This is a genomic window from Pseudomonas sp. NGC7, from assembly GCF_047159675.1.
GTDB lineage: Bacteria > Pseudomonadota > Gammaproteobacteria > Pseudomonadales > Pseudomonadaceae > Aquipseudomonas > Aquipseudomonas kermanshahensis.
On the sequence record NZ_BAAFZY010000001.1, the window covers coordinates 1,271,881 to 1,296,030 of the forward strand.

Sequence of the window (24,150 nt, forward strand, 5' to 3'; positions counted from 1 at the left end):
GGTTTTGGGCAGTACCCAAAAGCTGTTGCAGTTCAGTAGTCCGCTGGAGCGGTATGGCTGGTCAAATCACCTGAAGTTCAACCGGAAAATCGAATAATTTGCCGGGTTGACTTTTGTGTGTGATTTTGCACGAACCCCAACATGTAGTGGTTCGCTGCGATCGGGATACAAGATAATGCGGTATCAGGGTCTTTGCAAGGCGAGCGCCTGTGGATAAGTTGTGCGTACTTTGTGGGTATGGCCTGTAGGCCTTGTGCCAAGTGGTTTGCAGTATTTTTCTTCAGCGCGCTGCCCCAAGGCAGAATTTTGAGGGCGCGAACCCTACCACAAAAAACGGTTCAGTCCAGTGGCGAGTGCGGTACTGCAGGTCGGTTGGCAGTGCTCAGGGCGGAACGTAGTATCGGGCATAGAAAAACAACAATTGAAAGGCAAAGGCCATGGACCAACCCACCCCCCGCATCCTCATCGTCGAAGACGACCAGCGCCTGGCCGAGCTCACGGCCGAATACCTCCAGGCCAACGGCTTCGAGGTGGCCGTCGAGGGCGATGGCGGCCGCGCGGTGCGACGCATTGTCGACAGCCAGCCTGACCTAGTGATTCTCGACCTCATGCTCCCCGGTGAAGACGGCCTGAGCATCTGCCGCCGGGTGCGCGGCCAATATGCGGGCCCGATCCTCATGCTCACCGCCCGCAGCGACGAACTCGACCAAGTGCAGGGCTTGGACCTGGGCGCCGACGACTATGTGTGCAAGCCGGTGCGCCCGCGCGTGTTGCTGGCGCGTATCCAGGCCCTGCTGCGGCGCAGCGAAGCGCCCGAAAGCAAGCGCCTGGACCTGGCCTTCGGCCCGCTGCGCATCGACAACCGCCTGCGCGAAGCGCGGCTGGGCGAGCAACTGATAGACCTGACCGGCGCCGAATTCGACCTGCTCTGGCTGCTGGCCAGCAACGCCGGCCGGGTTTTGTCGCGCGAGCAGATTTTCACCGCCCTGCGCGGTGTTGGCTACGACGGCCAGGACCGCTCCATCGATGTGCGCATTTCCAAGATCCGCCCCAAGATCGGTGACGACCCGATCCACCCACGCCTGATCAAGACCCTGCGCAGCAAGGGTTACCTGTTCGTTGGCGAGGCGCCATGAACAACTCGATCTTTCTGCGCATCTATGGCGGCATGCTCGCCGTGCTGGTGCTGGTGGCGCTGCTCGGGGTACTCAGCCTGCACCTGGTCAACGAAGTGCGCGCCGCCCAGCACCGTGAGGGCCTGGCCCAAGGCACTTTCAGCCTGATGGCCGACAACCTGGCCGTGCAGAACGAAACCGAACGCAAGCGCTCATTGCTGATGTGGGAGCGCCTGCTTGGGGTGCCGTTGGCGCTGCAGCCGATGTCGGCGCGCACCCTTGACGGTGGCCAGCGGGCCCGGTTGTATCGCGGTCTGGTGGTGGTCGAAAAGACCGGCCCGCACGCCGCCCAGGTGCTGCGCAAGGTTGGCCGCGAGGATGTACTGCTGGTGGCCCAGATTAAGCAGGTCAGCGAGCAGTTGGCCCGGGCCACCCTTTACCTGTTGGCGGACGAGCTGGTGCGTTACCCGGTGACCGAGCAGCAGCAGCGCCTTGCGCAACTCAAGCAGAGCAAGGGGTTTGGTTTCGACATCGCCCTGCAACGCCTGGAGCGGGTCGGCCTGGATGACGACCAGCGGCGGCGGGTAGAGGAGGGCGATACCGTCATGGCCCTGGGCAAGGATGGCGATTCGATCCGTGTGTTCTCCGGGCTCTCGGGGTCTCCCTGGGTGCTGGAAATCGGCCCGTTGCATCAGCTCAACCCGTACCCGCCGCAGTTGCTGATCCTGATTGCCTTTCTCGGGCTGTGCCTGATCGGGCTGGTGGTGTATTTGCTGGTGCGCCAGCTGGAGCGGCGTGTGTCGGGCCTGGAGATTGCGGCCACGCGTATTGCCCAGGGCAGCCTGGACACCCGTGTGCCGGCCGGTGACGCCGATTCGGTCGGGCGCCTGGCTGCAGCATTCAATGGCATGGCCGAGCACCTGCAGCGCTCGTTGACCATGCAGCGCGAGCTGGTGCGGGCGGTGTCCCACGAGCTGCGCACGCCGGTGGCGCGCCTGCGCTTTGGCCTGGAGATGATCGAGACCGCGAGTACCGACCAAGCCCGCGCCAAGCACCTGGCCGGCATGGATGGCGACATCCAGGACCTGGACAAACTGGTCGACGAGATGCTGACTTACGCGCGCCTTGAGCAAGGTGCGCCGGCGCTGAAATTCCAGCGGGTCGACCTCGATGCCTTGTTTGACCGGGTGATCGAGGAACTGGCGCCGCTGCGGGCCGGCATCAAGGTGGTACGCGGTGCTTGCCAAGGGGCTGAAACCGATGGGGCCTGGGTCGAGGCCGAGCCGCGCTACCTGCACCGGGCGCTGCAGAACCTGGTGAGCAACGCCATGCGCCATGCCGAAGGCGAAGTTCGGCTCAGTTACCAACTGGGGCAGCAACGCTGCAGGGTCGATGTGGAAGATGACGGGCCAGGCATCCCGGAGGGCGTCTGGGACCGAATCTTCACGCCCTTCACCCGGCTCGACGACAGCCGCACCCGGGCATCCGGCGGGCATGGGTTGGGCCTGTCGATCGTTCGGCGGATCATCTACTGGCACGCTGGCAGGGCCACGGTAGGGCGCAGCGAGGCGCTGGGCGGCGCCTGCTTCAGCCTCAACTGGCCGCGGGCACAGGCGCCCCAGTAAAGGTCAGACGCTGATCAGGCTCAGCAGGTGGCCGTCCTGAAGGCAGAACTGGCCCTGCAGTTCACTGCCGCGTTGCCATTCGGGTGACAGGTCGGTGAGCAAGCGCAGGCGGGCCAAACCCTCGGTGGACCACTCCAGCACTTCGGCGTGCTCGAAATAGAAACGCTGGCGAGTCAGCGGGTAGAGGGTCTTGAACAGGCTTTCTTTGAGCGAAAAGGTCAGCGTCACTGTCAGGCCGAGCTGGCGGCGGTCCAGGCGCTCACGTTCGGCGGGGGTGAGGATTTCCGCCATCAGGCGCTCGGCACGCTCGTCATCCAGCAGCGACTCCTGATCCAGGCCCAGGCCGCGGCAGCTGCCTTGGCCCGCGACAACGGCGGCGGCCCAGCCTTTGCCGTGGGTGATCGAGCCGTGGATACCGGCCGGCCAGATGGGCGAGCGGTCTTCGTGGGTGCCCGGCACAAAGTCGCGGCCATCCAGGCGTTGCAAGGCGGCGCGGGCGCAGACACGGCCGGCCAGGTACTCGGCCTGGCGCTTGGCCACCGAGCGTTGCAGGCTGGCGCTTTGTGCAATGCCGGCACGCTGGAAGTCGTCGGCAGCCAGGTGGGCCGGGTCGAAGGCACAGCTGACCAGCACTGCACCCGGCAACGGGCGGGGCAGGGGCCAGTGGTGCTGAAGTGGGGAGCAGCAGGTGGGAAGTGTGTTCATGGGGGCTATTGTGCCAGCCGCGACGGCGGTGTGGGAGCGGCCTTGCGTCGCGATGGGCCGCAAAGCGGCCCCGGCGATCGTTACTTGAACACGTTCTTGAAGAAGGCCTGCATATCCGCCCATGAGCTTTCATCGGCTGCCTTGTTGTAACCAATGTCCGGCCCACCATGCTCGCCATGGCTCAAACGGTCGGCGTCCGGGTTGGTGAAGCCATGCTTGGCCCCGGGAATGCTGACAAACTGGTAGTTGACCTTGGCCGCGTCCATTTCCGCCTTGAACGCTTCGACCTGTTGTTCGGTGACCATGCTGTCCGCCGCGCCGTGCTCGACCAGTATGTCGGCCCTGACCACGCCCGGCTTGGCTGGCGTCTGGGTGGCCAGCGCGCCATGGAAACTCACCACGCCATCGAGTTTTTCTCCCCGGCGCGCCGCATCGAGCACCACCTTGCCACCGAAGCAGTAACCCACGGCGCCCAGTTGGTGCTTGTTGACGTTCGGCTGTTTTTTCAGCAACTCCAGGCCAGCGTCGAAGCGCGCGGCCGCGGCAGCCGGGTCTTTCATCGCTTCGGCCATGAACGCCTGAGCATCCTGCGGATGCTCGGTGTGCTTGCCATCGCCGTACATGTCGATCGCCAGCGCTTTGTAGCCCAAGGCTGCCAGGTCGCGGGCGCGGCGCTTGGCGTAGTCGTTCAGGCCCCACCACTCATGCACCACCACGATGCCCGGGCGTTTGTCGTCCAGCGCATCGTCATAGGCGTAGTAGCCGACATAGCGCTTGCCATCGTCGTCCTGGTAGGGGATCTCGCGGGTCACTACCGCCGCCTGGGCGAGGGCGGCGCTGCACATCAAGGTCAGGGCCAGCAGGGCGCGCATGTTTACTACTCCTTGTCTTGCAGACAGTTCGTTCAGCCCTGGTTCAGCCAGGGTTCAGTCACGGTTCAGGGTGCCCTCCTTACTCTAGCTTCCAGACAGAAACAGCGCATCCAACTGGAGTACGAAGCCATGAAAACCTTCAACACCTTGCTCGCCGCCATGGCCGTCTGCGCCGCAGGCATTACCACCGCCCAGGCCGCCGATGAAAACTTCGCCAGCCTGACCTACGGCCAGACCAGCGATAAAGTCCGCAAGTCGGGCCTGTTGCAACGCAACACCGACAACCTGAACGCCGACGGCATCATCGGCAAGGACGACACCTGGGGCGTGCGCGTGGGTAAGATCAACGACCAGGGTCGCTACTACATGACCTACGATAACGTCTCAGGCGACCACAGCGGCCTCAAGTTGCGCCAGGAAAACCTGCTGGGCAGCTATGACCTGTTCCTGCCGGTGGGCGATACCACCAAACTGTTCGGCGGCGGCAGCCTGGGCATGACCAAGCTGACCCAGGATTCCCCAGGTGCCAGCCGTGATACCGACTATGGCTACGCGGTGGGCCTGCAGGCAGGTGTGATCCAGGAGATCACCGACAAGGCATCGGTGGAGATGGGCTACCGTTACCTGCGCACCAATGCTGCAACCGAGGTGGGCGCCAGCGGCGGGCCGAAAGACGGCACCCTGCGCCTGACCAGCAGTGCACAAACTTATCTGTCGGCGAACTACAAGTTCTGAGGTAGTTGTTATCCTGCACTGGCCTCTTCGCAGCGCAAGGCTGCTCCTACATCGGGCAACCACTGTGCCTGTAGGAGCAGCCTTGCGCTGCGAAGAGGCCGGCACAGGCCATATAAACAAGGAGCAGCACATGAAACTGCTGGTGGTCGAGGACGAAGCGCTGCTTCGCCATCACCTCTACACCCGCCTGGGCGAAAGCGGCCACGTGGTCCAGGCTGTCGCCGATGCTGAAGAGGCCCTTTACCAGGCCGAGCAGTACCACTTCGACCTGGCCGTGATCGACCTGGGGCTGCCGGGCATGAGCGGCCTGGAACTGATCGGCCGCCTGCGCAGCCAGAACAAGACCTTCCCCATTCTCATCCTCACCGCCCGTGGCAACTGGCAGGACAAGGTCGAAGGCCTGGCCGCTGGTGCCGACGATTACCTGGTCAAACCCTTCCAGTTCGAAGAACTCGAAGCGCGCCTCAACGCGCTGCTGCGCCGCTCCAGCGGGTTCACCCAGTCGACCATCGCCGCAGGCCCGCTGCTGCTCGACCTCAACCGCAAGCAGGCGACCCTGGACGATCAGCCCCTGGCCCTGACCGCCTACGAATACCGCATCCTCGAATACCTCATGCGCCACCACCAGCAGGTGGTGGCCAAGGACCGCCTGATGGAGCAACTCTACCCAGGCGATGAAGAACGTGACCCCAATGTGATCGAGGTGCTGGTCGGGCGCCTGCGCCGCAAGCTGGAAGGTGATAACGGCTTCAAACCGATCGACACGGTGCGCGGCCTGGGTTACCTGTTTACCGAGCGCTGCCGATGATCCGTTCCCTGCGGGTGCGCCTGATGTTGGCGGCCGCAGTGCTGGCGCTGCTGTTCATGCTGGCGCTGCTGCCTGCCTTGCAGAAGGCGTTCAGCCTTGCCCTGCAGGAATCCATCGAGCAACGCCTGGCCTCGGACGTGACCACGCTGATCTCCGCCGCTCGCATCGAGCGCGGCCAGTTGCAGATGCCGACCTTGCTGCCGGACGAACGCTACAACCTGCCCTACACCGGCCTGCTCGGCTATATCTTTGACCGCGACGGCAACCTGGTGTGGCAGTCGCGGGCCACCGCCGACCAGAACATCAACTACCGCCCCCGCTATGACGGCCGTGGCAACGAATTCGCCCGCATCCATCAAGGCGATGGCGAAGAGTTCTTCGTCTATGACGTCGAGATCAAGCTGCTTGGCGGCCAGAGCGCGGCGTACAGCATCGTTGCGCTGCAACCGGTGCGCGAGTACCAGCACACCCTCGATGGCCTGCGCGAAAAGCTCTACCTGGGGTTTGGCGCGGCCTTGCTGGCGCTGCTGGTGCTGTTGTGGGCCGGCCTGACCTGGGGCCTGCGTTCGCTGCGGCGGCTGAGCCGCGAGCTGGACGAGGTGGAGGCCGGCGCGCGTGACGGGTTGAGCCGCGAGCACCCCCGGGAGCTGCTGCGCCTGACCGGGTCGTTGAACCGCCTGCTGCACAGCGAGCGCGAGCAGCGCCAGCGCTACCGTGACTCGCTGGATGACCTGGCGCACAGCCTGAAGACACCGCTGGCGGTGTTGCAAGGGGTGGGCGAGAGCCTGCGCCAGCGCAGCGGTGAGCGCGAGCAGGCGCGGGTGCTGCAAAGCCAGATCGAACGCATGAGCCAGCAGATCGACTACCAACTGCAGCGCGCCAGCCTGCGCAAGAGCGGCCTGGTGCGTCACAGCGTGCAACTCAAGCCCTTGCTCGACAGCTTGTGCAGCACCTTGGCCAAGGTCTACCGCGACAAGCAGGTCAGCGTCGCGCTGGACATACCCGAGGCCGCGCAGCTGCCGATGGAGCAGGGCGCGCTGCTGGAACTGCTCGGCAACCTGCTGGAAAACGCCTACCGGTTGAGCCTGGGGCACGTACGGGTGACCCTGGAAGAGGCGCCTGGCCAACTGACGCTGTGCATCGAAGACGATGGGCCAGGGGTGCCGGCCGATCAGCGCGAGCGCATTCTGGAGCGCGGCGAGCGGCTGGACAGCCAGCACCCGGGGCAGGGCATCGGGCTGGCGGTGGTCAAAGACATCGTCGACAGCTATGACGCCGGCTTGAGCCTGGGGGATTCGCCGCTGGGTGGCGCGGCCTTCCGGATCACCTTCACGCTGGATTGATCGGCAGTACCGGCCCTTTCACAGGCATGCACATGCTTGAAAGCAGTGCTCCCCTGTGGGAGCGGGTTCACCCGCGAAAGGGCCATACCGCCATACACTATGGGCGGATTCCCGCCATCACCCCTTGTACAAATTCCGCCAACGGGCGGAAATCCGCCAGCCTTCCTCAGCTTTTTCGCCCTGTCGTTGGGCACTTGTCCCTAGCAATCTCGGCCTTTGCACCCTTCGTGGGCATTTTGGCATTGCCCTTGCTATTGATCCTGGCAGAGGCCTGCCCAGGCAGCTCGAACACAACGACAAATCCCTCCATGTGCAGGAGGGTTAGCGATTCAGGTGCCCATCACCCTGGGAAGGGTGAACCGGCACACTTGAGGAAATTAGCCATGACGACACGTCAGCCGCTGTACAAATCCCTGTATGTCCAGGTGTTGGTCGCCATCACCATCGGCATCCTGCTCGGCCACTTCTATCCCGAAACCGGCGTTGCCCTCAAACCCCTGGGTGACGGGTTCGTCAAACTGATCAAAATGGTCATCGCCCCGATCATCTTCTGCACCGTGGTCAGCGGCATCGCTGGCATGCAGAGCATGAAGTCGGTAGGCAAGACCGGCGGCTACGCGCTCCTGTACTTTGAAATTGTCTCCACCATCGCCCTGATCATCGGCCTCGTCGTCGTCAACGTGGTCAAGCCAGGCGCTGGCATGCACATCGACGTCACCACCCTGAACGCCAGCAGCGTGGCCGCTTATGCCGCCGCCGGCGCACAGCAGACCACCGTTGGCTTCCTGCTCAACATCATCCCCAACACCGTGGTCGGTGCCTTCGCCAACGGCGATATCCTGCAAGTGCTGATGTTCTCGGTGATCTTCGGCTTCGCCCTGCACCGCCTGGGCAGCTACGGCAAGCCGGTGCTCGACCTGATCGACCGCTTCGCCCATGTCATGTTCAACATCATCAACATGATCATGAAGCTGGCCCCGGTCGGTGCCTTCGGTGCCATGGCCTTCACCATCGGCCAGTACGGCGTGGGTTCGCTGGTGCAGCTGGGCTACCTGATGGCCTGCTTCTACGTGACCTGCCTGCTGTTCGTCCTGGTGGTTCTCGGCGGTATCTGCCGCGCTCACGGCTTCAGCGTCCTCAAGCTGATCCGCTACATCCGCGAAGAGCTGATGATCGTGCTGGGCACGTCTTCTTCTGAGTCCGCGCTGCCACGCATGCTGGCGAAGATGGAGCGCCTGGGTGCGAAGAAATCGGTGGTTGGCCTGGTCATCCCGACGGGCTACTCGTTCAACCTGGACGGCACCTCGATCTACCTGACCATGGCCGCTGTGTTCATCGCCCAGGCGACTGACACCACCATGGACATCACCCACCAGATCACCCTGCTGCTGGTACTGTTGGTGGCGTCCAAAGGCGCTGCTGGCGTGACCGGTTCGGGCTTCATCGTGCTGGCAGCCACCCTGTCGGCGGTTGGCCACCTGCCGGTTGCCGGGCTGGCGCTGATCCTGGGCATCGACCGCTTCATGTCCGAAGCCCGTGCCTTGACCAACCTGGTCGGTAACGCCGTTGCCACCGTGGTCGTGGCCAAGTGGGTCAACGAAATGGACAACGACAAGCTGGCTTCCGAGCTGGCATCTGGCGGCGCACCGCTGGAAGACACCCGTCCGACCGACGACCTGGGCGTGGCTGAAGGCCCGGCGCGCTGATCGCGGTTAGGCAATGAAAAAAGGCGACCTTCGGGTCGCCTTTTTTGTGCACGCTCGGATCAATGATCCAACACGACTTCCTGCACGCGGATCAGCGCCGGCTGCGGATAATGCCAGCGCACCTGCACATCCCAGAACTTGACCCCATACACCCGCTCCGGGGGTGGCACCTGATACGCCGGCCGCGGGTCTTGCCCGAGGCACTGCTCAATCAGCTCCACCAGTGGCTCGCCCAGGCGCAGCGCATGCGCGTGGGCCTGGGGCAGGGCATCGTCGTGCCATTGCACGGCGATGGCGGCAGGCGCTTCGCTGGCCATCTGGTTGCTGGCACCGGCAATGCTGTCGGCATAGGGTACGTAAGGCTTGATATCCAGCACCGGGGTGCCATCGAGCAGGTCGATCCCGGACAGCAGCAGGCGACCAGGCTCTACGCCTTCCAGGCGTACCACCGACTGGCCAATACCATTGGGCCTGTGGGTGGCACGGGTGGCGAACACGCCCATGCTCTTGTTGCCGCCCAGGCGCGGTGGGCGCACTTTCAGGCGTGGCTTGTCTTCCAGGGCCTGGTGGAACAGAAACAACAGCCAGACATGGCTGACCTGCTCCAGGCCCGCCACGGCATCACCCTGGTCGAACGGCGGCAGCAGCTCCAGCACGCCACGCGCCGCGGGTGCCAGGTGGGGCTGGCGCGGGATGGCGAACTTTTCCTTGAAGCAGGAGCGGACGATGCCGACCGGTGAAACCGTATGCTGCATGGCCACTTAGCCGCGCACGCGCAGGGTCAGGCCCTTGAGGAAGTTGCGCAGCAGCTGGTCGCCGCAGGGCCGGTAGTTGTCATGGCCGACCTTGCGGAACAGCGCGCTGAGTTCGGGTTTGGAGACCGGGAAGTTGACCGACTTGAGTATCGCGTGCAGGTCTTCTTCCTTGAGCTCGAACGCCACGCGCAGCTTTTTCAGAATGGTGTTGTTGGTCACCGGCAGCTCGACCGGCTGTTGCGGGCGGCTGTCGTCCTTGCCGCGGCGATGAATCACCAGGCCATCCAGAAAGTGCGCCATGACCGGGTCGGGGCAGCGCACGAAGCCGGGCTCTTCCTCTTTCTTGAGGTAGCTGGCCAGGGTCTCGGCGCTGACCTCCAGGCCCGACAGCTTGATGATGCCGACCATTTTGGCATCGTTGATCTTGAGCATGTAGCGCAGGCTGCGCAGTACATCGTTGTGGTTCATTTGGCTGAAATCCTGTTCTGAGCCGTGCCATCCGGCGCGGCGGTATTGCTTAGAAACGTTCGCTGGTAGCCATGTAGCGCCACTGTCCCAATGGCAGCTTGCCCATGGACACACCGCCCAGGCGAATGCGGCGCATGCTGATTATCTGCAGGCGCAGGCTGGCGCACAGTTCGGAAATCTGCCCCGGCTGCGGGTTTTTCAAGGCCAGGCGCAGGTGGGTTTCGTTCTGCCAGCTGGCCTTGGCCTTGGGCAACTCCCGGTCATTGCGCATCACACCACGGGCCAGGCGCTCCAGCGCCTGCGGGGTGGCTTCGCCGCTGACTTCGATGATGTATTCCTGCTCCAGGCGACGCAGGTCGGCGTCGATCTTGCGCGCTACGCGCCAATCCTGGGTGAAAATCTGCAGGCCGCTGGCGCCACGCTCGAGGGGGGCAATGCAGGACAGCTTGGTGAAGTGCCCATGCAGCGGCCGAACACCTTCACGGTGCGCCTCGCTGAGGGTGTCCATAGTCATGCTGATACGGGCCGACTCGGTGTCCAGGCCGGCAGGCTGGTTGAGCAGGAGGGTCACGGGTTCGAGATTTTCGGCACGCGCACCGGGCAGCAGCTCGACGAGTTGGCCGTCGACCTTGAACTGCGGCTGCTCGACCACCACGCCATCGACCGTGACCCAGCCGCCTTCGATGTACAGCTCGGCTTCGCGGCGGGAACAGCCGAATTGCTCGATAAGGCGTTTGGACAGGCGGACGGGCTCAGACATGACGGCGATTCGCAAAGGCAGGGAAAGGCCGCCATTGTACCTGCCTGGGCGGTCGAGGGGCTGGGAATCTGTGTCATTTACGCCGTTTTGGCGAGACAACACGGCAGAAGCGTCAGGCCCCTGCGCGGATCAGCCGCAGGTGCAGCAAAGGGTAGGGCTGCCCCAGCCCATCGGTCTGCGAACGGCCAACTACCTCAAAACCTTCGTGCAGGTAGAACCCCAGCGCCTGCGGGTTCTGCTCATTGACATCCAAGCGTTCGGCATTCAGTTCATCGATGGCGTAATGCAGCAGCCGTTTACCAATGCCCTTGCCACGGTATGAGGGCGCGACGAACAGCATGTCCACCCGCCCATTGGCCACGCCGGCAAAGCCCTGGATGCGTTGCTGTGAGTCTTTGCAGCAAATCAGCATCACCGCATCGAGGTAGCGGTGCAGCACATGTTCGCGCAGCAGCAGGATATAGGCATCAGGCAGGAAGTCGTGTGTCGCGCGCACCGAGTCTTCCCAAACCTGGGTCAGCTCGGGGTAGTCGCGCAGATGGGGGGTATGCAGCGTCGAAACCTGGCGCATCCGTGTAATCCTCCTGGGCACTGAGGAAAACGATAGATGCAAAAGCAAAGGTCGGCGTCAGATCAGCCTAACCATTCCATTGTAGGAGCAGCCTTGTGCTGCGAAGAGGCCAGTGGCAATTCCGTAAATCTTCGCTGCTAGTACCGGCCTCTTCGCAGCACAAGGCTGCTCCTACCGGGAGTGCGCATGACCGGAGGGTGTGGGCGGATGTGGCAACACAAGGGGCGCAATGCGCCCCCGGTATTTCAGCGCTTTGCGTTGATCAGACAGGCTCTGCCCACATGTCGTACTCGTCGGCATCCACCACCCGGCAACGCACTTTGTCGCCGGGTTTGAAGCCATGGTCGCCATCGATGAACACGCTGCCGTCGATCTCTGGCGCATCAAAGAAGCTGCGGCCAACCGAACCTTGCTCCTCGACTTCGTCGATCAGCACTTCGATCTCTTTGCCGATGCGCAGCTGCAGGCGGGCGCTGCTGATGGCTTGCTGATGCGCCATGAAGCGGTCCCAGCGGTCCTGCTTGACGTCATCCGGCACTTCGTCCAGGCCCAGGTCGTTGGCCGGGGCGCCTTCGACAGGCGAATACTGGAAGCAGCCGACGCGGTCGAGCTGGGCTTCGGTCAGCCAGTCGAGCAGGTACTGGAAGTCTTCTTCGGTTTCGCCAGGGAAGCCGACGATGAAGGTCGAACGGATCACCAGCTCAGGGCACTGCTCGCGCCAGTTCTTGATGCGCGCCAGGGTACGGTCTTCGAAGGCCGGGCGCTTCATCGACTTGAGCACTTTCGGGCTGGCGTGCTGGAACGGGATGTCCAGGTACGGCAGGATCTTGCCGGCGGCCATCAGTGGGATCACGTCGTCGACGTTCGGATAGGGGTACACATAATGCAGGCGGACCCAGGCGCCCAGGCTGCTCAGCGCTTCGCACAGCTCGAGCATGCGGGTCTTGACCGGGCGGCCGTTCCAGAAGTCGGTCTTGTACTTGACGTCGACGCCGTAGGCGCTGGTGTCCTGGGAAATCACCAGGATCTCCTTGACGCCCGCCTTGACCAGGCGCTCGGCCTCGCTCAACACTTCCCCCACCGGGCGGCTGACCAGTTTGCCGCGCATCGACGGGATGATGCAGAAGCTGCAGCTGTGGTTGCAGCCTTCGGAAATCTTCAGATAGGCGTAGTGACGCGGGGTCAGCTTGACGCCTTGAGGCGGCACCAGGTCGATCAGCGGGTTGTGGTCCTGGCGTGGCGGCACCACTTCGTGCACGGCGTTGACCACTTGCTCGTACTGCTGCGGGCCGGTAACCGACAATACGCTCGGGTGCACATCACGGATGCTGCCTTCCTCGACACCCATGCAACCGGTGACGATGACCTTGCCGTTTTCCTTGATCGCTTCGCCGATCACTTCCAGCGACTCGGCCTTGGCGCTGTCGATGAAGCCGCAGGTGTTGACCACCACCACGTCGGCGTCCTCGTAGGTGGGCACGACTTCATAACCTTCCATGCGCAGCTGGGTCAGAATGCGCTCGGAATCGACCAGGGCTTTTGGGCAACCCAGGCTTACGAAACCTACCTTAGGGGTGGCGGGAGTGGTGGACATGACTAACCTCGGTATTGAATACAGGTCGCCCGACCGGAAACGGGGGCGATCTTGACGGGCGCTTTTGGGCGCCTCTGATCAAAAAGTGCGCAATTCTAGCGAGCGCAAGGTCGCTTGACTAGCAGAAATACGACGAACGCTGCGCTATGCTTCGCGCCGTTGCGTCCGGGTATCTGCCATGCCCTGACGTGGGGGTGAATTCTATCGGCCGAGAGGGCCGTCTGCGGGAGTGGTCGATGGTTCAGGCAAGCAGTCATGCCGAAGGCGGGCACGAGGGGAAGCAGGGTGCGACGCGGTCGCTGGGCCTGCTCGTGGCGGCGGTCGGGGTGGTCTATGGCGATATTGGCACCAGCCCGCTGTATACGCTCAAAGAAGTCTTTACCGGTGGCTATGGCGTGCCGGTCAACCATGACGGTGTGCTGGGGATCCTGTCGCTGATCCTCTGGTCGCTGCTGTGGGTGGTGTCGTTCAAATACGTGATGTTCATCCTGCGTGCCGACAACCAGGGCGAGGGCGGCACCATGGCGCTTACCGCGCTGGCGCGGCGAGCCACGGCGGCCCATCCGCGGCTGCGTACGCTGATGGTCATCTGCGGGCTGATCGGCGCTTCGCTGTTCTATGGCGACAGCATGATCACCCCGGCGGTGTCGGTCCTGTCGGCGGTCGAGGGCATGGGCCTGGCTTTCGACGGCATCGATCACTGGGTGGTGCCCATTTCGCTGGTGGTGCTGGTAGCGCTGTTCCTGGTGCAAAAGCATGGCACCGACAAGATCGGCAAGCTGTTTGGCCCGATCATGGTGGCCTGGTTCGTGGTGCTGGGGGCCTTGGGGGTGCATGGCATCTCGCAAAGCCCTGAAGTGCTCAGGGCATTCAACCCCGGCTGGGCGGTGAACTTCTTCATTGTTCACCCCGGCATGGGCGTGGCCATTCTCGGTGCCGTGGTGCTGGCGCTGACCGGTGCCGAGGCGCTGTACGCCGACATGGGCCACTTCGGCCGCAAACCGATTGCCCGCGCTTGGTTCGCCCTGGTGCTGCCGGCGCTGGTGCTCAACTACTTTGGCCAGGGTGCAATACTGCTGCAGAACCCGGAGGCGGCGCGCAACCCCTTCTACCTGCTGGCACCGTCCTGGGCGTTGCTGCCGCTGGTGGGGTTGGCGACCATGGCCACGGTGATCGCTTCGCAGGCCGTGATTTCCGGGGCCTTCTCCCTGACGCGCCAAGCTATCCAGCTGGGCTACATACCGCGCATGCAGATCCAGCACACGTCCAGCGATGAACAGGGGCAGATCTACATCGGTGCGGTGAACTGGACGTTGATGGTCGGTGTCGTGTTGCTGGTCATCGGTTTTGAATCGTCCGGCGCCCTGGCCGCGGCCTATGGAGTGGCGGTCACCGGCACCATGCTGATGACCACCATCTTGGTGTCGTCGGTGATGCTGCTGTTGTGGAAGTGGCCGCCGGTGCTGGCAGTGCCGATACTGCTGGGCTTTTTGTTCGTGGACGGGCTGTTCTTCGCCGCCAACGTGCCGAAGATCGTGCAGGGCGGGGCCTTCCCGGTGTTGGCGGGCGGCGTGTTGTACCTGTTGATGAGCACCTGGAAGCGCGGCAAGCAGATTCTTGTCGAGCGCATCGATGAAGGCGCGCTGCCGCTGCCGGTGTTCATCAGCAGCATCCGCATCCAGCCGCCGCACCGGGTTGAAGGGACGGCGGTGTTCCTGACGGCGCGCCCCGACGCCGTGCCCCATGCACTGCTGCACAACATGTTGCACAACCAGGTGCTGCACAGCCAGGTGGTGCTGCTGACGGTGGTCAGCGAGGACCAGCCACGGGTACCGGAGCAGGAGCGTTTCGAGGTGGAGGCCTATGGCGACGGGTTCTTCCGCGTGCTGTTGCACTTTGGCTTCATGGACGAGCCGGACGTGCCGGCGGCGTTGAAGCTGTGCCACCTGGAAGACCTGGATTTCAGCCCGATGCGCACGACGTACTTCCTTAGCCGCGAAACCGTCATTGCGTCGCGGCTGGAGGGCATGTCGCGCTGGCGCGGGAACCTGTTTGCGTTTTTGCTGAAGAACGCCAACGGCAATCTACGCTTCTTCAATCTACCGTTGAACCGGGTGATCGAGCTGGGGACCCAGGTCGAGATTTGAGCCAGGTCGGGCTGCTGGTATTGCGCAGCCCGTTCTGCCTTCATCGCCGGCAAGCCGGCTCCCACAGGTTCAACAGCGCCCTCAAGCGCTGCACACTTCCTGTGGGAGCAACTGTCTTGTGGTGCTTGTTCCGGCCTCTTCGCGGGCAAGCCCGCTCCCACAGGTGCGGCGCTAGACTTGGAGGCTACAGAGTTCGGGTGGGAGCCGGCTTGCCGGCGATTGGGCCGCATGGCGGCCCCTTTCTATCAGTTCTGCTCCGCCACGCTCGACTTGCCCTGGCGCGTCTCGATCTCGCCGATCAGGCGCTTGGCCAGCGCGGGGTAGTTCTCATCGAAGTGGTGCCCCCCCGGTAGCTTCAGTCGCTCACCGACGGCCGTCTTGTCGGTGCAGCCGCTTTCGTCGGTCTCTTCCACGCCGTAGACGCACACCACTTTGGACGCTGGCAGCTTGGCCATTTCTGGGCCGGTTGGCGCCTCCTGGCCTTCTTTGCCCAGCCAGCCCTCGACCTCGATCTCGAAGCTGCCGCTGCGGGCGAAGGCCAGCAGCATCACCGCGTCGATGCGTTGCTGGTCTTCGGCCGGCAGGCGGTTGTAGATGGCGGGCAGCACGTCGGCGCCAAATGAATAACCGGTCAATACAAAACGCTTGGTACCCCATTTCTGACGATAGTGCTGCATCAGTTCCGACAGGTCTGCGGCGCTTTGTTCCGGGGTCTTGTGTTGCCAGTAATAGCGCAAGGTGTCGATGCCGACCACCGGGTAGCCCAGCTTGGCCATTTCCCCGGCAACGTCCCGGTCCAGGTCGCGCCAGCCGCCATCTCCGGACAGGAACAGGGTGACGGTGTCGGTGGTTTGCCCAGCCGGCACCTCGACCACCGGGATGGCCAGGGCGTTGCCGTCATGCCCGACCAAGGCTTGGGTCAGCTGCGATTTGAGTACCTGGGGCAAGTGGATGTCGTAATCGCTGATGCTGGTTTCAGCGTTGGCCTGGTCGCGCACGAAGGCCGCGCTGGCGTCATCCGGGTTGTCGTTCCAGGCGACGTTCCAGTGGCCGTGGGCGGCCGACTTGGGCAGTGTGGCCTGGCAGCCGGGTTGCTCGAGGGTGAAGTCGACGGAAATGGCCCGCGCCTTGTCGTCAGTCTGTGCGGCCAACCAGCGCCAGGCTTGTGCCGCACCCGGGCCGATGCCGGCTACTAGGGTCGGTTTCTCGGCGAGCTGGGTCAGTGCCAGGTCCAGCGCTTGCTGCTGCTTGCTGCAGTCGCTAGGCGGCAGGATCACCTGCACCAGCTGGGCTTCCCCGGCCTGGCTCAGGTCCAGCAACTGCTTGTCGGTCAGGGCCTGGTCCTGGGGGACGCCGATGGCGACCCGGGCTTTGGCGTGCACGCCAGGGGTGACACGGGTGATGTGGGTGTCATTCAGGGTCAATTGCTCAAGGCGCGCCTCAGGGGCCGGGCGCGTCCACAACCAGAAGGCCGCGGCCCCGCCAAGGGCGGCCAGCAGCAGCGCAATCACCAGGTACAGCCAATAGCGTCGGATCATCAGCGTTTCACCAATCCAGTCAGGCCGCCAGCAATCAGGGCGGCAGTGTCGGCCAGTGCCACCAGCGGGTCGAGCCCTGCTGGCACAGCCATGTAACGGGGTTCCCAGTCCGGTTGGAACTTGTCCTTGAAGCGTCGAAGCCCCTGGAAGTTGTAGAGCTGTTCGCCGCGGCGGAACACCATTGAGCCCAGGCGTTGGGTCAACGGCGCGCCACGCCGTGGCTGCAGCCCGGAAAGCGGGACCATGCCCAGGCTGAAACGGCCGTAGTCATGGCTTTTGTAGTGCAGGATCAGGCCGATCATCATGAATTCCATGGTCAGCTTCGGCGCTTCTGGATGTGCGCGCATCAGGTCGAGGCTGGCCAGCTCGTTGCTGTGGGTTTCCAGCAGGTTGGCAAATGCAACGGGCCGGCCCTGGAAGCGAATCAGGGCAATCCGGAAATGCTGCAGGTACTCGGGGCTGAAGCGCCCGAGCGAGAACCCTTTCTCGCGCACGTTCTTGCCGCTGAGCCAGGCATCGGAGATTTCCTTGAGCTCTGCCAGTGGGGCGTGACCGGGCTCATGGATTTCCAGGCTAAGGCCGTCACGGCCGCCACGGTTCCAGGTGTAGCGCAGGTCCTTCATCTCCTTGCCCTTGGCGTCGAGGTCGAAACGGCGCAGGTCGACCCGGGCTTCCTCGCCCAGCTTGAGGGCGGTCAGGCCAATGTCCATATAGAAGGGCAGGTTCTCTGCGCGTACCTGATAGAACACCGGTCGGGCGTGGTGCAGGTCGCACAGGTCACGGAACTGCCAGATCATCTCGGCGCGCTCTTGGGTGGGGCCGATCGGGTCATACAGGGCCACCAGGCTGCGACCGCGACGGGCATACATCAGGAAGGCGTTGTCGCGTGGGTGGAACAGCAAGGCCTTGTCCCCCGTCAGCGCCAGGCCGCCATCGGGCTGGTCGGACGCCAGCAGAATACGATTGGCGCGTTGCAGCTCTTCGTCATCGGGCAGGTGGATGACCGGCGGTGCGGTGCGCAGCAGCCAGGTCAGGGCCACGGCCACCAGCAGCACGGCGCTGCCCATGGCTGCTCGCAGGCCGCGCGGGGCATCGGCATCCAGGGTGAACTGCCACCACAGCTGGTGGCTGTAGGGCACATCCTGGTAGGCAAACAGCAGCAACCACACCGAAGCACCCACCACACAGGCGCTGGCCACCAGGAACACCGGCGAGAAGGGCAGCTCCAGCAAGCGGCTGGGGCGGTAGAAGGAGCGGCGGAACAGGGCAAGCAGGGCAGCCGTGAACGTGAGCAGGCACGCTTCTTCCCAGTCAAAGCCCTTGAGCAGCGACAGCAAGGCACCGACCAGCAGCAATGTGGTGGTCAGCAGCCAGGCCGCCGACAGGCGCCGGCGCAGCCCTTGGGCCAACAGCAGGCAGAGCACGCCGATCAGGCTGGCGCCGAAGTGCGATGCATCGATCAGGCGATGGGGCACCAGAAAACCCATGTGCTCCAGGCGCGTGTCGATCTCCGGCGTGGCACCGGAGAACAGCAGTACGACGCCGGACAGGAATACCAGGATCGACAGCACCGGTGCGGCCAGCCCTGAAGCTACCTTGATCGCCTGTTGCGCGAACAGCAGGCGCCGTGCCTCGTTGGCCAACAACAGCACGCAGGCCAGCAGCAGCGGCAATACCACGTAGATCAGGCGATACAGCAACAAGGCTGCGGCCAGTGGCGCGGCGCCCAACTGGTCGGCAAAGGCTGCCAGCAAGATCGCCTCGAACACCCCGACACCGCCGGGTACATGGCTGAGCACGCCAGCGGCCAAGGCCAGCAGGTACACCAGGATGAACGCGCCAAAGGGCGGTGCTTCGGGCAGCAGCAGGTACAGCACGGTGGCTGCGGCGGCCACGTCCAAGGCAGTGATCAGCAATTGCAGCGCAGCCAGGCGGGCACCCGGCAGGCGCAGCGTGCGGCGGCCCAGTTGCACCAACAGGTTATCGGCCACGGGTTGTTCGGCCAGGCGCCTGCGATAGAGCCCGATCACCAACACTGCAAACAGCACCAGTACAGCAGCAGCGATACCCGCCAACAGGCCCGGCGAAAGGCCCAGCGCCGTGGAGGCGGCGGGCAGATCGCTCAAGGTCGCCAAGGCAGCCAGGGGCGGCAACGCACACCCCAGCGACAGGCTGGCAAAAACGGTCATCCGCGCAACTTCGGCAGCCCCAAGGCCCTGGCGCGCATACAGGCGGTAGCGTACCGAACCACCCGACAGCATCGACAGGCCAATGGCGTTACCGATAGCGAAGGCGCTGAAGCCGCCCAGGACCAGGCTGCGCGCGGGCAGTTTCACGCCGGCATAGCGGCTGGCCGACCATTCGTACCCCAGCAGGATCACGAACCCGACGACTGTCGCCAGCAACGCACCGAGCAACGACTGCGTCGGCACGCTGAGCATGGCATCGTGCAGCGCATAGATGTCCAGCTCGCTCAGCAGGTGGCGGCAGGCAACCAGCGCCATGGCGAATAGTACCAGCGTCACCGCCAGGCCAATGGGCTGACGATAGCGGCTCAAGCGCTCGATCATGGGCAGGCGCTGCGCAGCAGTCGGTAGCGCCGATGCGAGGGGCACCGGAGGTTCAGGGTTGTGGGAAGTCATCGATTGGTACCCCGAGCCGGCAGCGCGAGGTAGGGGAGAGGTGCGGCCAAGTGAAAGTCCCTTAGGAAAACGTATCCAATAGTACTCCGTGCACAGGCGCTTTCAGCGTTCTGGCCGGGTTAAAGATAGTTCATCCTGAGAGGGGTTTCTCAAGCCTGGGGGGCAGGCGAGTGGCAGCTTGGTGCCGTGGCGGTGAAAAACGTGGGGCCATAAAACAACAAACCCCGCGCTGCTGTTACACAGGCGGGGTTTGTTCTGACGAATATGGTTGCGGGAGCCGGATTTGAACCGACGACCTTCGGGTTATGAGCCCGACGAGCTACCAGACTGCTCCATCCCGCGTCAGAGGTGCGCATTCTACAGCTTGTTGAATCTGTGTAAAGCGTTAATTGTTGATTTCTCAACCTTTTTTCTTCTGCATCATTTTCGATGCAAAGAAAAAGGCCACTGCGTTAACAGTGGCCTTCTCTTTGTTTGGTTGCGGGAGCCGGATTTGAACCGACGACCTTCGGGTTATGAGCCCGACGAGCTACCAGACTGCTCCATCCCGCGTCTGTGGGGCGGATTCTACAGTTTATTGACGGTGTGTCAAGCGTTAGCTCTTGATTTATCGTCAATTTTCCACAATGACTTTTTCGAGACCAAAGAAAAAGGCCACTGCGTTAACAGTGGCCTTTTCTCGAATCTGGTTGCGGGAGCCGGATTTGAACCGACGACCTTCGGGTTATGAGCCCGACGAGCTACCAGGCTGCTCCATCCCGCGCCTGTGAGATCGAATTCTACGGATTTCCCGCCCTATGTCAAGCAATATTCCAAGAAAACCCTTTTTCGTTCAAACCCTTAGCGTTTGAGCAAGGCGCGCGGGGCAGGCGCGGCGGGCCTTGCAGGCCAATTGTCGAGGCATGCGCCGTGCAGGCTGTTGCGCCAGAGGGGCCATGCGATACTATCTGTATGAATCTACAGTACTGACGGTCATCCATGTCCTTGCGCAAGATCATCCATGTCGACTGCGATTGCTTCTACGCCGCGATCGAGATGCGTGATGACCCGCGCCTGGCCGGTCGGCCCATGGCGGTCGGCGGGTCGGCCGACCATCGCGGGGTCATCGCCACCTGCAACTATGAAGCCCGTGCCTATGGCGTGCGCTCGGCCATGTCCTCGCGCCATGCGCTCAAGCTGTGCCCTGACTTGTTGATCGTCAAACCCCGTTTTGAAGCCTATCGCGAGGCATCGCGTGAGATTCACGCCATTTTTCGCGATTACACCGAGCTGATCGAGCCCTTGTCGCTGGATGAAGCTTACCTGGATGTCAGCGACAGCCAGTGGTACGCCGGTAGCGCGACACGGATTGCCGAGGACATTCGCCGGCGCGTCGCCCGTACCTTGCATATCACGGTGTCGGCGGGTGTCGCCCCCAACAAGTTCCTGGCCAAGATCGCCAGTGACTGGCGTAAGCCCAATGGCCTGTTCGTCATCACCCCGGGGGAGGTCGAGGCGTTTGTCGCGGCCTTGCCCGTCGCCCGGTTGCATGGTGTGGGCAAGGTCACGGCGGACAAGCTGGCGCGGTTGGGTATCGATACCTGCCTGGACCTGCGCGAGTGGTCCCGCCTGGCCCTGGTGCGTGAGTTCGGCAGTTTTGGTGAGCGGCTTTGGGGGCTGGCGAGGGGTATTGATGAGCGTGCTGTGCACAATGACAGCCGCAGGCAATCGGTCAGCGTGGAAAATACCTACGATACCGATCTGCCGGACCTGGCCAGTTGCCTGGAGCGTCTTCCTGCGTTGCTCGACAGCCTTAATGAACGCATTGCCCGCATGGACAGCAGCTATCGGCCAGACAAGCCTTTCGTCAAGGTCAAGTTCCATGACTTCAGCCAGACGACCATGGAGCAGGCGGGGGCAGGCAGGGACCTGGAGAGTTACCGGCAACTAATGAAGCAGGCCTTCGCGCGGGGTGACAAGCCGGTGCGCTTGCTGGGGGTTGGGGTGAGGTTGCGGGATTTGCGCGGTGGGCATGAGCAACTGGAGCTGTTCCCACCTAAATGAACAAGGGCCGCTAAGCGGCCCCTTTCATTTATTGCACCCCTGGGTCAGCTACCAGCCGCCCGGTGGCCTTGGTCAGGGATTGCAGGAATTCCTGCTGCAGTTCCGGATCGTTGCGCGTCAGCTCGATCAGGCTCTGCTCCATTTCACTGGCTTCCTCTTCCAGGCCCAGTTCGGACAGGCGTTTGACCCGGTGCACCCACTGGCTGACATCATCGTCTTCCAGGTCGTCAAAGATCAGCTCATGCGCTTCAAGCAGCTTGTTGCGCAGGGTGGCGCTGACCAGCAGGCTGGCGTCACCGCGCACCGCATTGTCCTCATCGACCACCTGCAGGTGCAGGGTGCCGATGTGGTTGAGGTTCTGCTCGGAGAACGGGCTGTCGAGCAGGTTCAGGCGCAGCACGCCGTTTCTGTCGGTGGTCAGCTCGTGGGTGAGTTTGCCGGCCTTGACTTCGACCAGGCGCTCGCTCCAGGGCAGGCTGGTGGACTCCTCGCGCTGGTCCTTCTGCACTTCGCTGATCCCGGCAAGGTTCTGCTGGGCGCGACCGTTGGACTGCACGTTCATGAACGGGTTAAGCCCCGCCACGCCGTAGCTGAGCCAGTCGTGGGTCACGCTTTCAGGCAGGTTGCCCAAGGCGAACACGTTGACCACGTTGGCACCCACGCCCGCCACTACAGCCACCGCACCCAGTGGGATCTCGTAGATCTCCCGCCAGGGCTGGTAAGGCGTGTAGCGGTCGTAGCGCCGGGTTACTTCGAACTCGGTGACTTCGAAGCGCTTCAGCTCATGCACGCGCACACGTCGTTGCGGCAGCTCCATCACCTTCGGCTCGCCGACATCGATCTGCAGACTGTGTTCGAGCAATTTTCGCTCGACGCGCTCCTCGTGCTCGCTGCGCTGGGACATCTGGTTGGCGCAGCCGCTGATGAGCAGGGCGCCGCACAGTGCGGCGCCCCCCAGGGGAAAGGTACTTCGCTTGGACATGATCACTCGTGCATTGATTATCAGCGGCGAACGCGGGCCTGCAGGAACGACAGCACTTCATTGAGTGGCAGCGCTTGAGCATCCTGTTCGGTGCGGTGCTTGTATTCCAGGTTGCCTTCGGCCAGGCCGCGGTCGCTGACGACGATGCGGTGCGGGATGCCGATCAGCTCCATGTCGGCAAACTTGATGCCTGGGCTGGTCTTCTTGTCGCGGTCATCCAACAGCACTTCGAAGCCGGCGGCGGTCAGTTCGGCGTACAGCTTGTCGGTCGCTTCGCGAACCACGTCGGTTTCATAGCGCAGCGGCACCAGGGCGATCTGGAAAGGCGCCAGGGCGTCGTTCCAGATGATGCCTTTGTCGTCGTAGCTCTGTTCGATGGCGGCGGCGACCACGCGGGACACGCCAATGCCATAGCAACCCATGGACAACACGACAGGCTTGCCGTTCTCGCCCAGTACCTGGCACTTGAGTGCCTCGCTGTACTTGGTGCCGAGCTGGAAGATGTGGCCCACTTCGATGCCGCGCTTGATCACCAGGGTGCCCTGGCCGTCTGGGCTTGGGTCGCCTTCGACGACGTTGCGCAGGTCGGCGACTTGCGGAACCGGCAAGTCGCGCTCCCAGTTGACGCCGAAGTAGTGCTTGTCATCGATGTTGGCGCCGATGCCGAAGTCGCTCATCAGGGCAACCGAACGGTCGATGATGCACTCCAGTGGCAGGTTCAGCGGGCCGAGCGAGCCTGCACCGGCGCCGATGGCGTCGCGCAGTTCAGCTTCGGTCGCCATGACCAGCGGGTCGGCAACCTGTTCCAGCTTGGTGGCCTTGATTTCGTTGAGCTCGTGGTCGCCACGGACGATCAGGGCGATCAGCTTGCCTTCTTCGGCGCCGCGCACGATCAGGGTCTTGACGGTCTTCTCGATCGGCAGGCCGAAGTTTTCGACCAACTGGGCGATGGTCTTGGCGTCCGGCGTGTCGACCAGGCGCAGCTCCTCGGAAGGGGCAGGGCGCACGGTTTCACGCGGGATGGCCTCGGCCTTCTCGATGTTGGCAGCGTAATCGGAGCTGTCGCTGAAGATCACATCGTCTTCACCGGATTCGGCCAGCACGTGGAACTCGTGCGAGTAGCTGCCACCGATGGAGCCGGTGTCGGCTTGCACAGGGCGGAAGTCCAGGCCCAGGCGGGAAAAGATGTTGCTGTACGCCTGGTGCATGCGGTCGTAGGTTTCCTGCAGGGAAGCCTGGTCGGCATGGAAGGAGTAGGCGTCCTTCATGATGAACTCGCGGCCGCGCATCAGGCCGAAGCGTGGGCGGATCTCATCACGGAATTTGGTCTGGATCTGGTACATGTTGAGTGGCAGCTGTTTATAGCTGGACAGCTCGTTACGGGCCAGGTCGGTAATGACTTCTTCGTGGGTCGGGCCGACGCAGAAGTCGCGGTTGTGGCGGTCTTTCAGGCGCAGCAGCTCTGGGCCGTACTGCTCCCAACGGCCGGATTCCTGCCACAGTTCGGCGGGCTGGATGCTGGGCATCAGCACTTCCAGGGCGCCGGCGGCGTTCATTTCCTCGCGTACAACGGCTTCGACCTTGCGCATCACTCGCAAGCCCATCGGCAGCCAGGTGTACAGGCCAGAGGCCAGTTTGCGGATCATGCCGGCGCGCAGCATGAGCTGGTGGCTGATGACCACTGCGTCGGCAGGGGTTTCTTTCTGGGTGGCGAGCAAATATTGACTGGTGCGCATGGTGG

General features: G+C 63.2%; 19 protein-coding genes and 3 tRNA genes. 8 read left to right on the forward strand and 14 right to left on the reverse strand.

The window, feature by feature from the left end; all coding sequences use genetic code 11:
- The first annotated feature begins 437 nt into the window (after nucleotides 1-437).
- Both ACMCNM_RS05755 and ACMCNM_RS05760 read left to right on the forward strand, forming a co-directional pair.
- Nucleotides 438-1,136, forward strand: coding sequence for a response regulator transcription factor (locus ACMCNM_RS05755; RefSeq protein WP_099455097.1), 699 nt, complete (start codon nucleotides 438-440; stop codon nucleotides 1,134-1,136).
- Nucleotides 1,133-2,740 (forward strand): ATP-binding protein, encoded by a 1,608-nt coding sequence (locus ACMCNM_RS05760; RefSeq protein WP_027594695.1) that lies wholly within the window; start codon nucleotides 1,133-1,135, stop codon nucleotides 2,738-2,740. Before ACMCNM_RS05755 ends, ACMCNM_RS05760 begins: the two co-directional genes overlap by 4 nt.
- A gap of 3 nt (nucleotides 2,741-2,743) precedes the next feature.
- Here ACMCNM_RS05760 and ACMCNM_RS05765 read toward each other — a convergent pair whose 3' ends face one another.
- Entirely contained in the window at nucleotides 2,744-3,445 is a 702-nt protein-coding gene (locus ACMCNM_RS05765; protein ID WP_027594694.1) for a 4'-phosphopantetheinyl transferase family protein, read from the reverse strand.
- An 80-nt stretch (nucleotides 3,446-3,525) separates the two neighbouring features.
- A complete protein-coding gene (locus ACMCNM_RS05770) occupies nucleotides 3,526-4,317 on the reverse strand; it encodes a dienelactone hydrolase family protein (protein WP_252825573.1) in 792 nt (263 codons plus the stop codon).
- Between the two features lie 129 nt (nucleotides 4,318-4,446).
- Between ACMCNM_RS05770 and ACMCNM_RS05775 the strand changes: the two genes are divergently transcribed.
- The 4 genes from ACMCNM_RS05775 to ACMCNM_RS05790 all read left to right on the forward strand — a co-directional run bounded on the left by ACMCNM_RS05775 (nucleotide 4,447) and on the right by ACMCNM_RS05790 (nucleotide 8,909).
- Entirely contained in the window at nucleotides 4,447-5,052 is a 606-nt protein-coding gene (locus tag ACMCNM_RS05775) for an outer membrane beta-barrel protein (protein ID WP_027594692.1), read from the forward strand.
- Between the two features lie 130 nt (nucleotides 5,053-5,182).
- Nucleotides 5,183-5,860, forward strand: coding sequence for a response regulator (locus ACMCNM_RS05780; protein WP_027594691.1), 678 nt, complete (start codon nucleotides 5,183-5,185; stop codon nucleotides 5,858-5,860).
- A complete protein-coding gene (locus ACMCNM_RS05785; RefSeq protein WP_186681005.1) occupies nucleotides 5,857-7,203 on the forward strand; it encodes an ATP-binding protein in 1,347 nt (448 codons plus the stop codon). The genes ACMCNM_RS05780 and ACMCNM_RS05785 overlap by 4 nt, the downstream gene beginning before the upstream one ends.
- Nucleotides 7,204-7,586: 383 nt before the next feature.
- On the forward strand, nucleotides 7,587-8,909 hold the full coding sequence (locus ACMCNM_RS05790) for a dicarboxylate/amino acid:cation symporter (protein WP_027594689.1): 1,323 nt from the start codon (nucleotides 7,587-7,589) through the stop codon (nucleotides 8,907-8,909).
- Between the two features lie 59 nt (nucleotides 8,910-8,968).
- Here ACMCNM_RS05790 and tsaA read toward each other — a convergent pair whose 3' ends face one another.
- From tsaA to rimO, 5 genes are all read right to left on the reverse strand, one after another.
- A complete protein-coding gene (tsaA, locus tag ACMCNM_RS05795) occupies nucleotides 8,969-9,664 on the reverse strand; it encodes a tRNA (N6-threonylcarbamoyladenosine(37)-N6)-methyltransferase TrmO (RefSeq protein WP_412764070.1) in 696 nt (231 codons plus the stop codon).
- A gap of 6 nt (nucleotides 9,665-9,670) precedes the next feature.
- Nucleotides 9,671-10,132, reverse strand: a complete 462-nt coding sequence (locus ACMCNM_RS05800) for a DUF1456 family protein (RefSeq protein ID WP_027594687.1) — start codon at nucleotides 10,130-10,132, stop codon at nucleotides 9,671-9,673.
- 49 nt (nucleotides 10,133-10,181) lie between these two features.
- The gene (locus ACMCNM_RS05805; protein ID WP_412764071.1) at nucleotides 10,182-10,892 is read right to left on the reverse strand and encodes an rRNA pseudouridine synthase; all 711 of its coding nucleotides are present in this window, start codon (nucleotides 10,890-10,892) and stop codon (nucleotides 10,182-10,184) included.
- 112 nt (nucleotides 10,893-11,004) lie between these two features.
- Nucleotides 11,005-11,463 carry a GNAT family N-acetyltransferase gene (locus ACMCNM_RS05810; protein ID WP_412764072.1) on the reverse strand — a complete coding sequence of 153 codons (459 nt, stop codon included), beginning with the start codon at nucleotides 11,461-11,463 and terminating at the stop codon, nucleotides 11,005-11,007.
- Nucleotides 11,464-11,725: 262 nt separating this feature from the next.
- Nucleotides 11,726-13,057, reverse strand: coding sequence for a 30S ribosomal protein S12 methylthiotransferase RimO (gene rimO / locus ACMCNM_RS05815; protein ID WP_027594684.1), 1,332 nt, complete (start codon nucleotides 13,055-13,057; stop codon nucleotides 11,726-11,728).
- A 236-nt stretch (nucleotides 13,058-13,293) separates the two neighbouring features.
- Between rimO and ACMCNM_RS05820 the strand changes: the two genes are divergently transcribed.
- Nucleotides 13,294-15,204: a potassium transporter Kup gene (locus ACMCNM_RS05820; protein WP_099455088.1), complete on the forward strand. Its 1,911-nt coding sequence runs from the start codon at nucleotides 13,294-13,296 to the stop codon at nucleotides 15,202-15,204.
- A gap of 245 nt (nucleotides 15,205-15,449) precedes the next feature.
- On the opposite strand, the gene ACMCNM_RS05825 is transcribed toward ACMCNM_RS05820, so the two are convergent.
- The 5 genes from ACMCNM_RS05825 to ACMCNM_RS05845 form a co-directional block, all read right to left on the reverse strand.
- A complete protein-coding gene (locus tag ACMCNM_RS05825) occupies nucleotides 15,450-16,742 on the reverse strand; it encodes a virulence factor family protein (RefSeq protein ID WP_085272412.1) in 1,293 nt (430 codons plus the stop codon).
- Nucleotides 16,742-19,384, reverse strand: coding sequence for a bifunctional lysylphosphatidylglycerol flippase/synthetase MprF (mprF, locus tag ACMCNM_RS05830; RefSeq protein ID WP_412764073.1), 2,643 nt, complete (start codon nucleotides 19,382-19,384; stop codon nucleotides 16,742-16,744). The genes ACMCNM_RS05825 and mprF overlap by 1 nt, the downstream gene beginning before the upstream one ends.
- A gap of 265 nt (nucleotides 19,385-19,649) precedes the next feature.
- Nucleotides 19,650-19,726, reverse strand: a tRNA-Met gene (locus ACMCNM_RS05835).
- Nucleotides 19,727-19,859: 133 nt separating this feature from the next.
- Nucleotides 19,860-19,936 (reverse strand) — tRNA-Met (locus ACMCNM_RS05840).
- A 134-nt stretch (nucleotides 19,937-20,070) separates the two neighbouring features.
- Nucleotides 20,071-20,147: transfer RNA gene (locus ACMCNM_RS05845), tRNA-Met, on the reverse strand.
- A 221-nt stretch (nucleotides 20,148-20,368) separates the two neighbouring features.
- On the opposite strand from ACMCNM_RS05845, the gene dinB reads away from it, so the two are divergent.
- Complete coding sequence (gene dinB / locus ACMCNM_RS05850; RefSeq protein ID WP_172961409.1) at nucleotides 20,369-21,427, forward strand: DNA polymerase IV; 1,059 nt, start codon at nucleotides 20,369-20,371, stop codon at nucleotides 21,425-21,427.
- Between the two features lie 28 nt (nucleotides 21,428-21,455).
- On the opposite strand, the gene ACMCNM_RS05855 is transcribed toward dinB, so the two are convergent.
- Together ACMCNM_RS05855 and ACMCNM_RS05860 are read right to left on the reverse strand one after the other, a co-directional pair.
- Nucleotides 21,456-22,409: a hypothetical protein gene (locus ACMCNM_RS05855; protein ID WP_027594678.1), complete on the reverse strand. Its 954-nt coding sequence runs from the start codon at nucleotides 22,407-22,409 to the stop codon at nucleotides 21,456-21,458.
- A 20-nt stretch (nucleotides 22,410-22,429) separates the two neighbouring features.
- Nucleotides 22,430-24,145, reverse strand: coding sequence for a proline--tRNA ligase (locus tag ACMCNM_RS05860; protein WP_186680995.1), 1,716 nt, complete (start codon nucleotides 24,143-24,145; stop codon nucleotides 22,430-22,432).
- Between the last annotated feature and the right edge of the window lie 5 nt (nucleotides 24,146-24,150).

Coding starts and splice junctions, on each gene's coding strand:
- ACMCNM_RS05770 (WP_252825573.1), bottom strand. CDS start 4,317: ATGCGCGCCCTGCTGGCCCTGACCTTGATGTGCAGCGCCGCCCTCGCC.
- ACMCNM_RS05800 (WP_027594687.1), bottom strand. CDS start 10,132: ATGAACCACAACGATGTACTGCGCAGCCTGCGCTACATGCTCAAGATC.
- ACMCNM_RS05790 (WP_027594689.1), top strand. CDS start 7,587: ATGACGACACGTCAGCCGCTGTACAAATCCCTGTATGTCCAGGTGTTG.
- ACMCNM_RS05775 (WP_027594692.1), top strand. CDS start 4,447: ATGAAAACCTTCAACACCTTGCTCGCCGCCATGGCCGTCTGCGCCGCA.
- ACMCNM_RS05855 (WP_027594678.1), bottom strand. CDS start 22,409: ATGTCCAAGCGAAGTACCTTTCCCCTGGGGGGCGCCGCACTGTGCGGC.
- ACMCNM_RS05785 (WP_186681005.1), top strand. CDS start 5,857: ATGATCCGTTCCCTGCGGGTGCGCCTGATGTTGGCGGCCGCAGTGCTG.
- ACMCNM_RS05860 (WP_186680995.1), bottom strand. CDS start 24,145: ATGCGCACCAGTCAATATTTGCTCGCCACCCAGAAAGAAACCCCTGCC.
- ACMCNM_RS05755 (WP_099455097.1), top strand. CDS start 438: ATGGACCAACCCACCCCCCGCATCCTCATCGTCGAAGACGACCAGCGC.
- ACMCNM_RS05780 (WP_027594691.1), top strand. CDS start 5,183: ATGAAACTGCTGGTGGTCGAGGACGAAGCGCTGCTTCGCCATCACCTC.
- mprF (WP_412764073.1), bottom strand. CDS start 19,384: ATGACTTCCCACAACCCTGAACCTCCGGTGCCCCTCGCATCGGCGCTA.
- ACMCNM_RS05825 (WP_085272412.1), bottom strand. CDS start 16,742: ATGATCCGACGCTATTGGCTGTACCTGGTGATTGCGCTGCTGCTGGCC.
- ACMCNM_RS05765 (WP_027594694.1), bottom strand. CDS start 3,445: ATGAACACACTTCCCACCTGCTGCTCCCCACTTCAGCACCACTGGCCC.
- tsaA (WP_412764070.1), bottom strand. CDS start 9,664: ATGCAGCATACGGTTTCACCGGTCGGCATCGTCCGCTCCTGCTTCAAG.
- ACMCNM_RS05805 (WP_412764071.1), bottom strand. CDS start 10,892: ATGTCTGAGCCCGTCCGCCTGTCCAAACGCCTTATCGAGCAATTCGGC.
- ACMCNM_RS05760 (WP_027594695.1), top strand. CDS start 1,133: ATGAACAACTCGATCTTTCTGCGCATCTATGGCGGCATGCTCGCCGTG.
- rimO (WP_027594684.1), bottom strand. CDS start 13,057: ATGTCCACCACTCCCGCCACCCCTAAGGTAGGTTTCGTAAGCCTGGGT.
- ACMCNM_RS05810 (WP_412764072.1), bottom strand. CDS start 11,463: ATGCGCCAGGTTTCGACGCTGCATACCCCCCATCTGCGCGACTACCCC.
- ACMCNM_RS05820 (WP_099455088.1), top strand. CDS start 13,294: ATGGTTCAGGCAAGCAGTCATGCCGAAGGCGGGCACGAGGGGAAGCAG.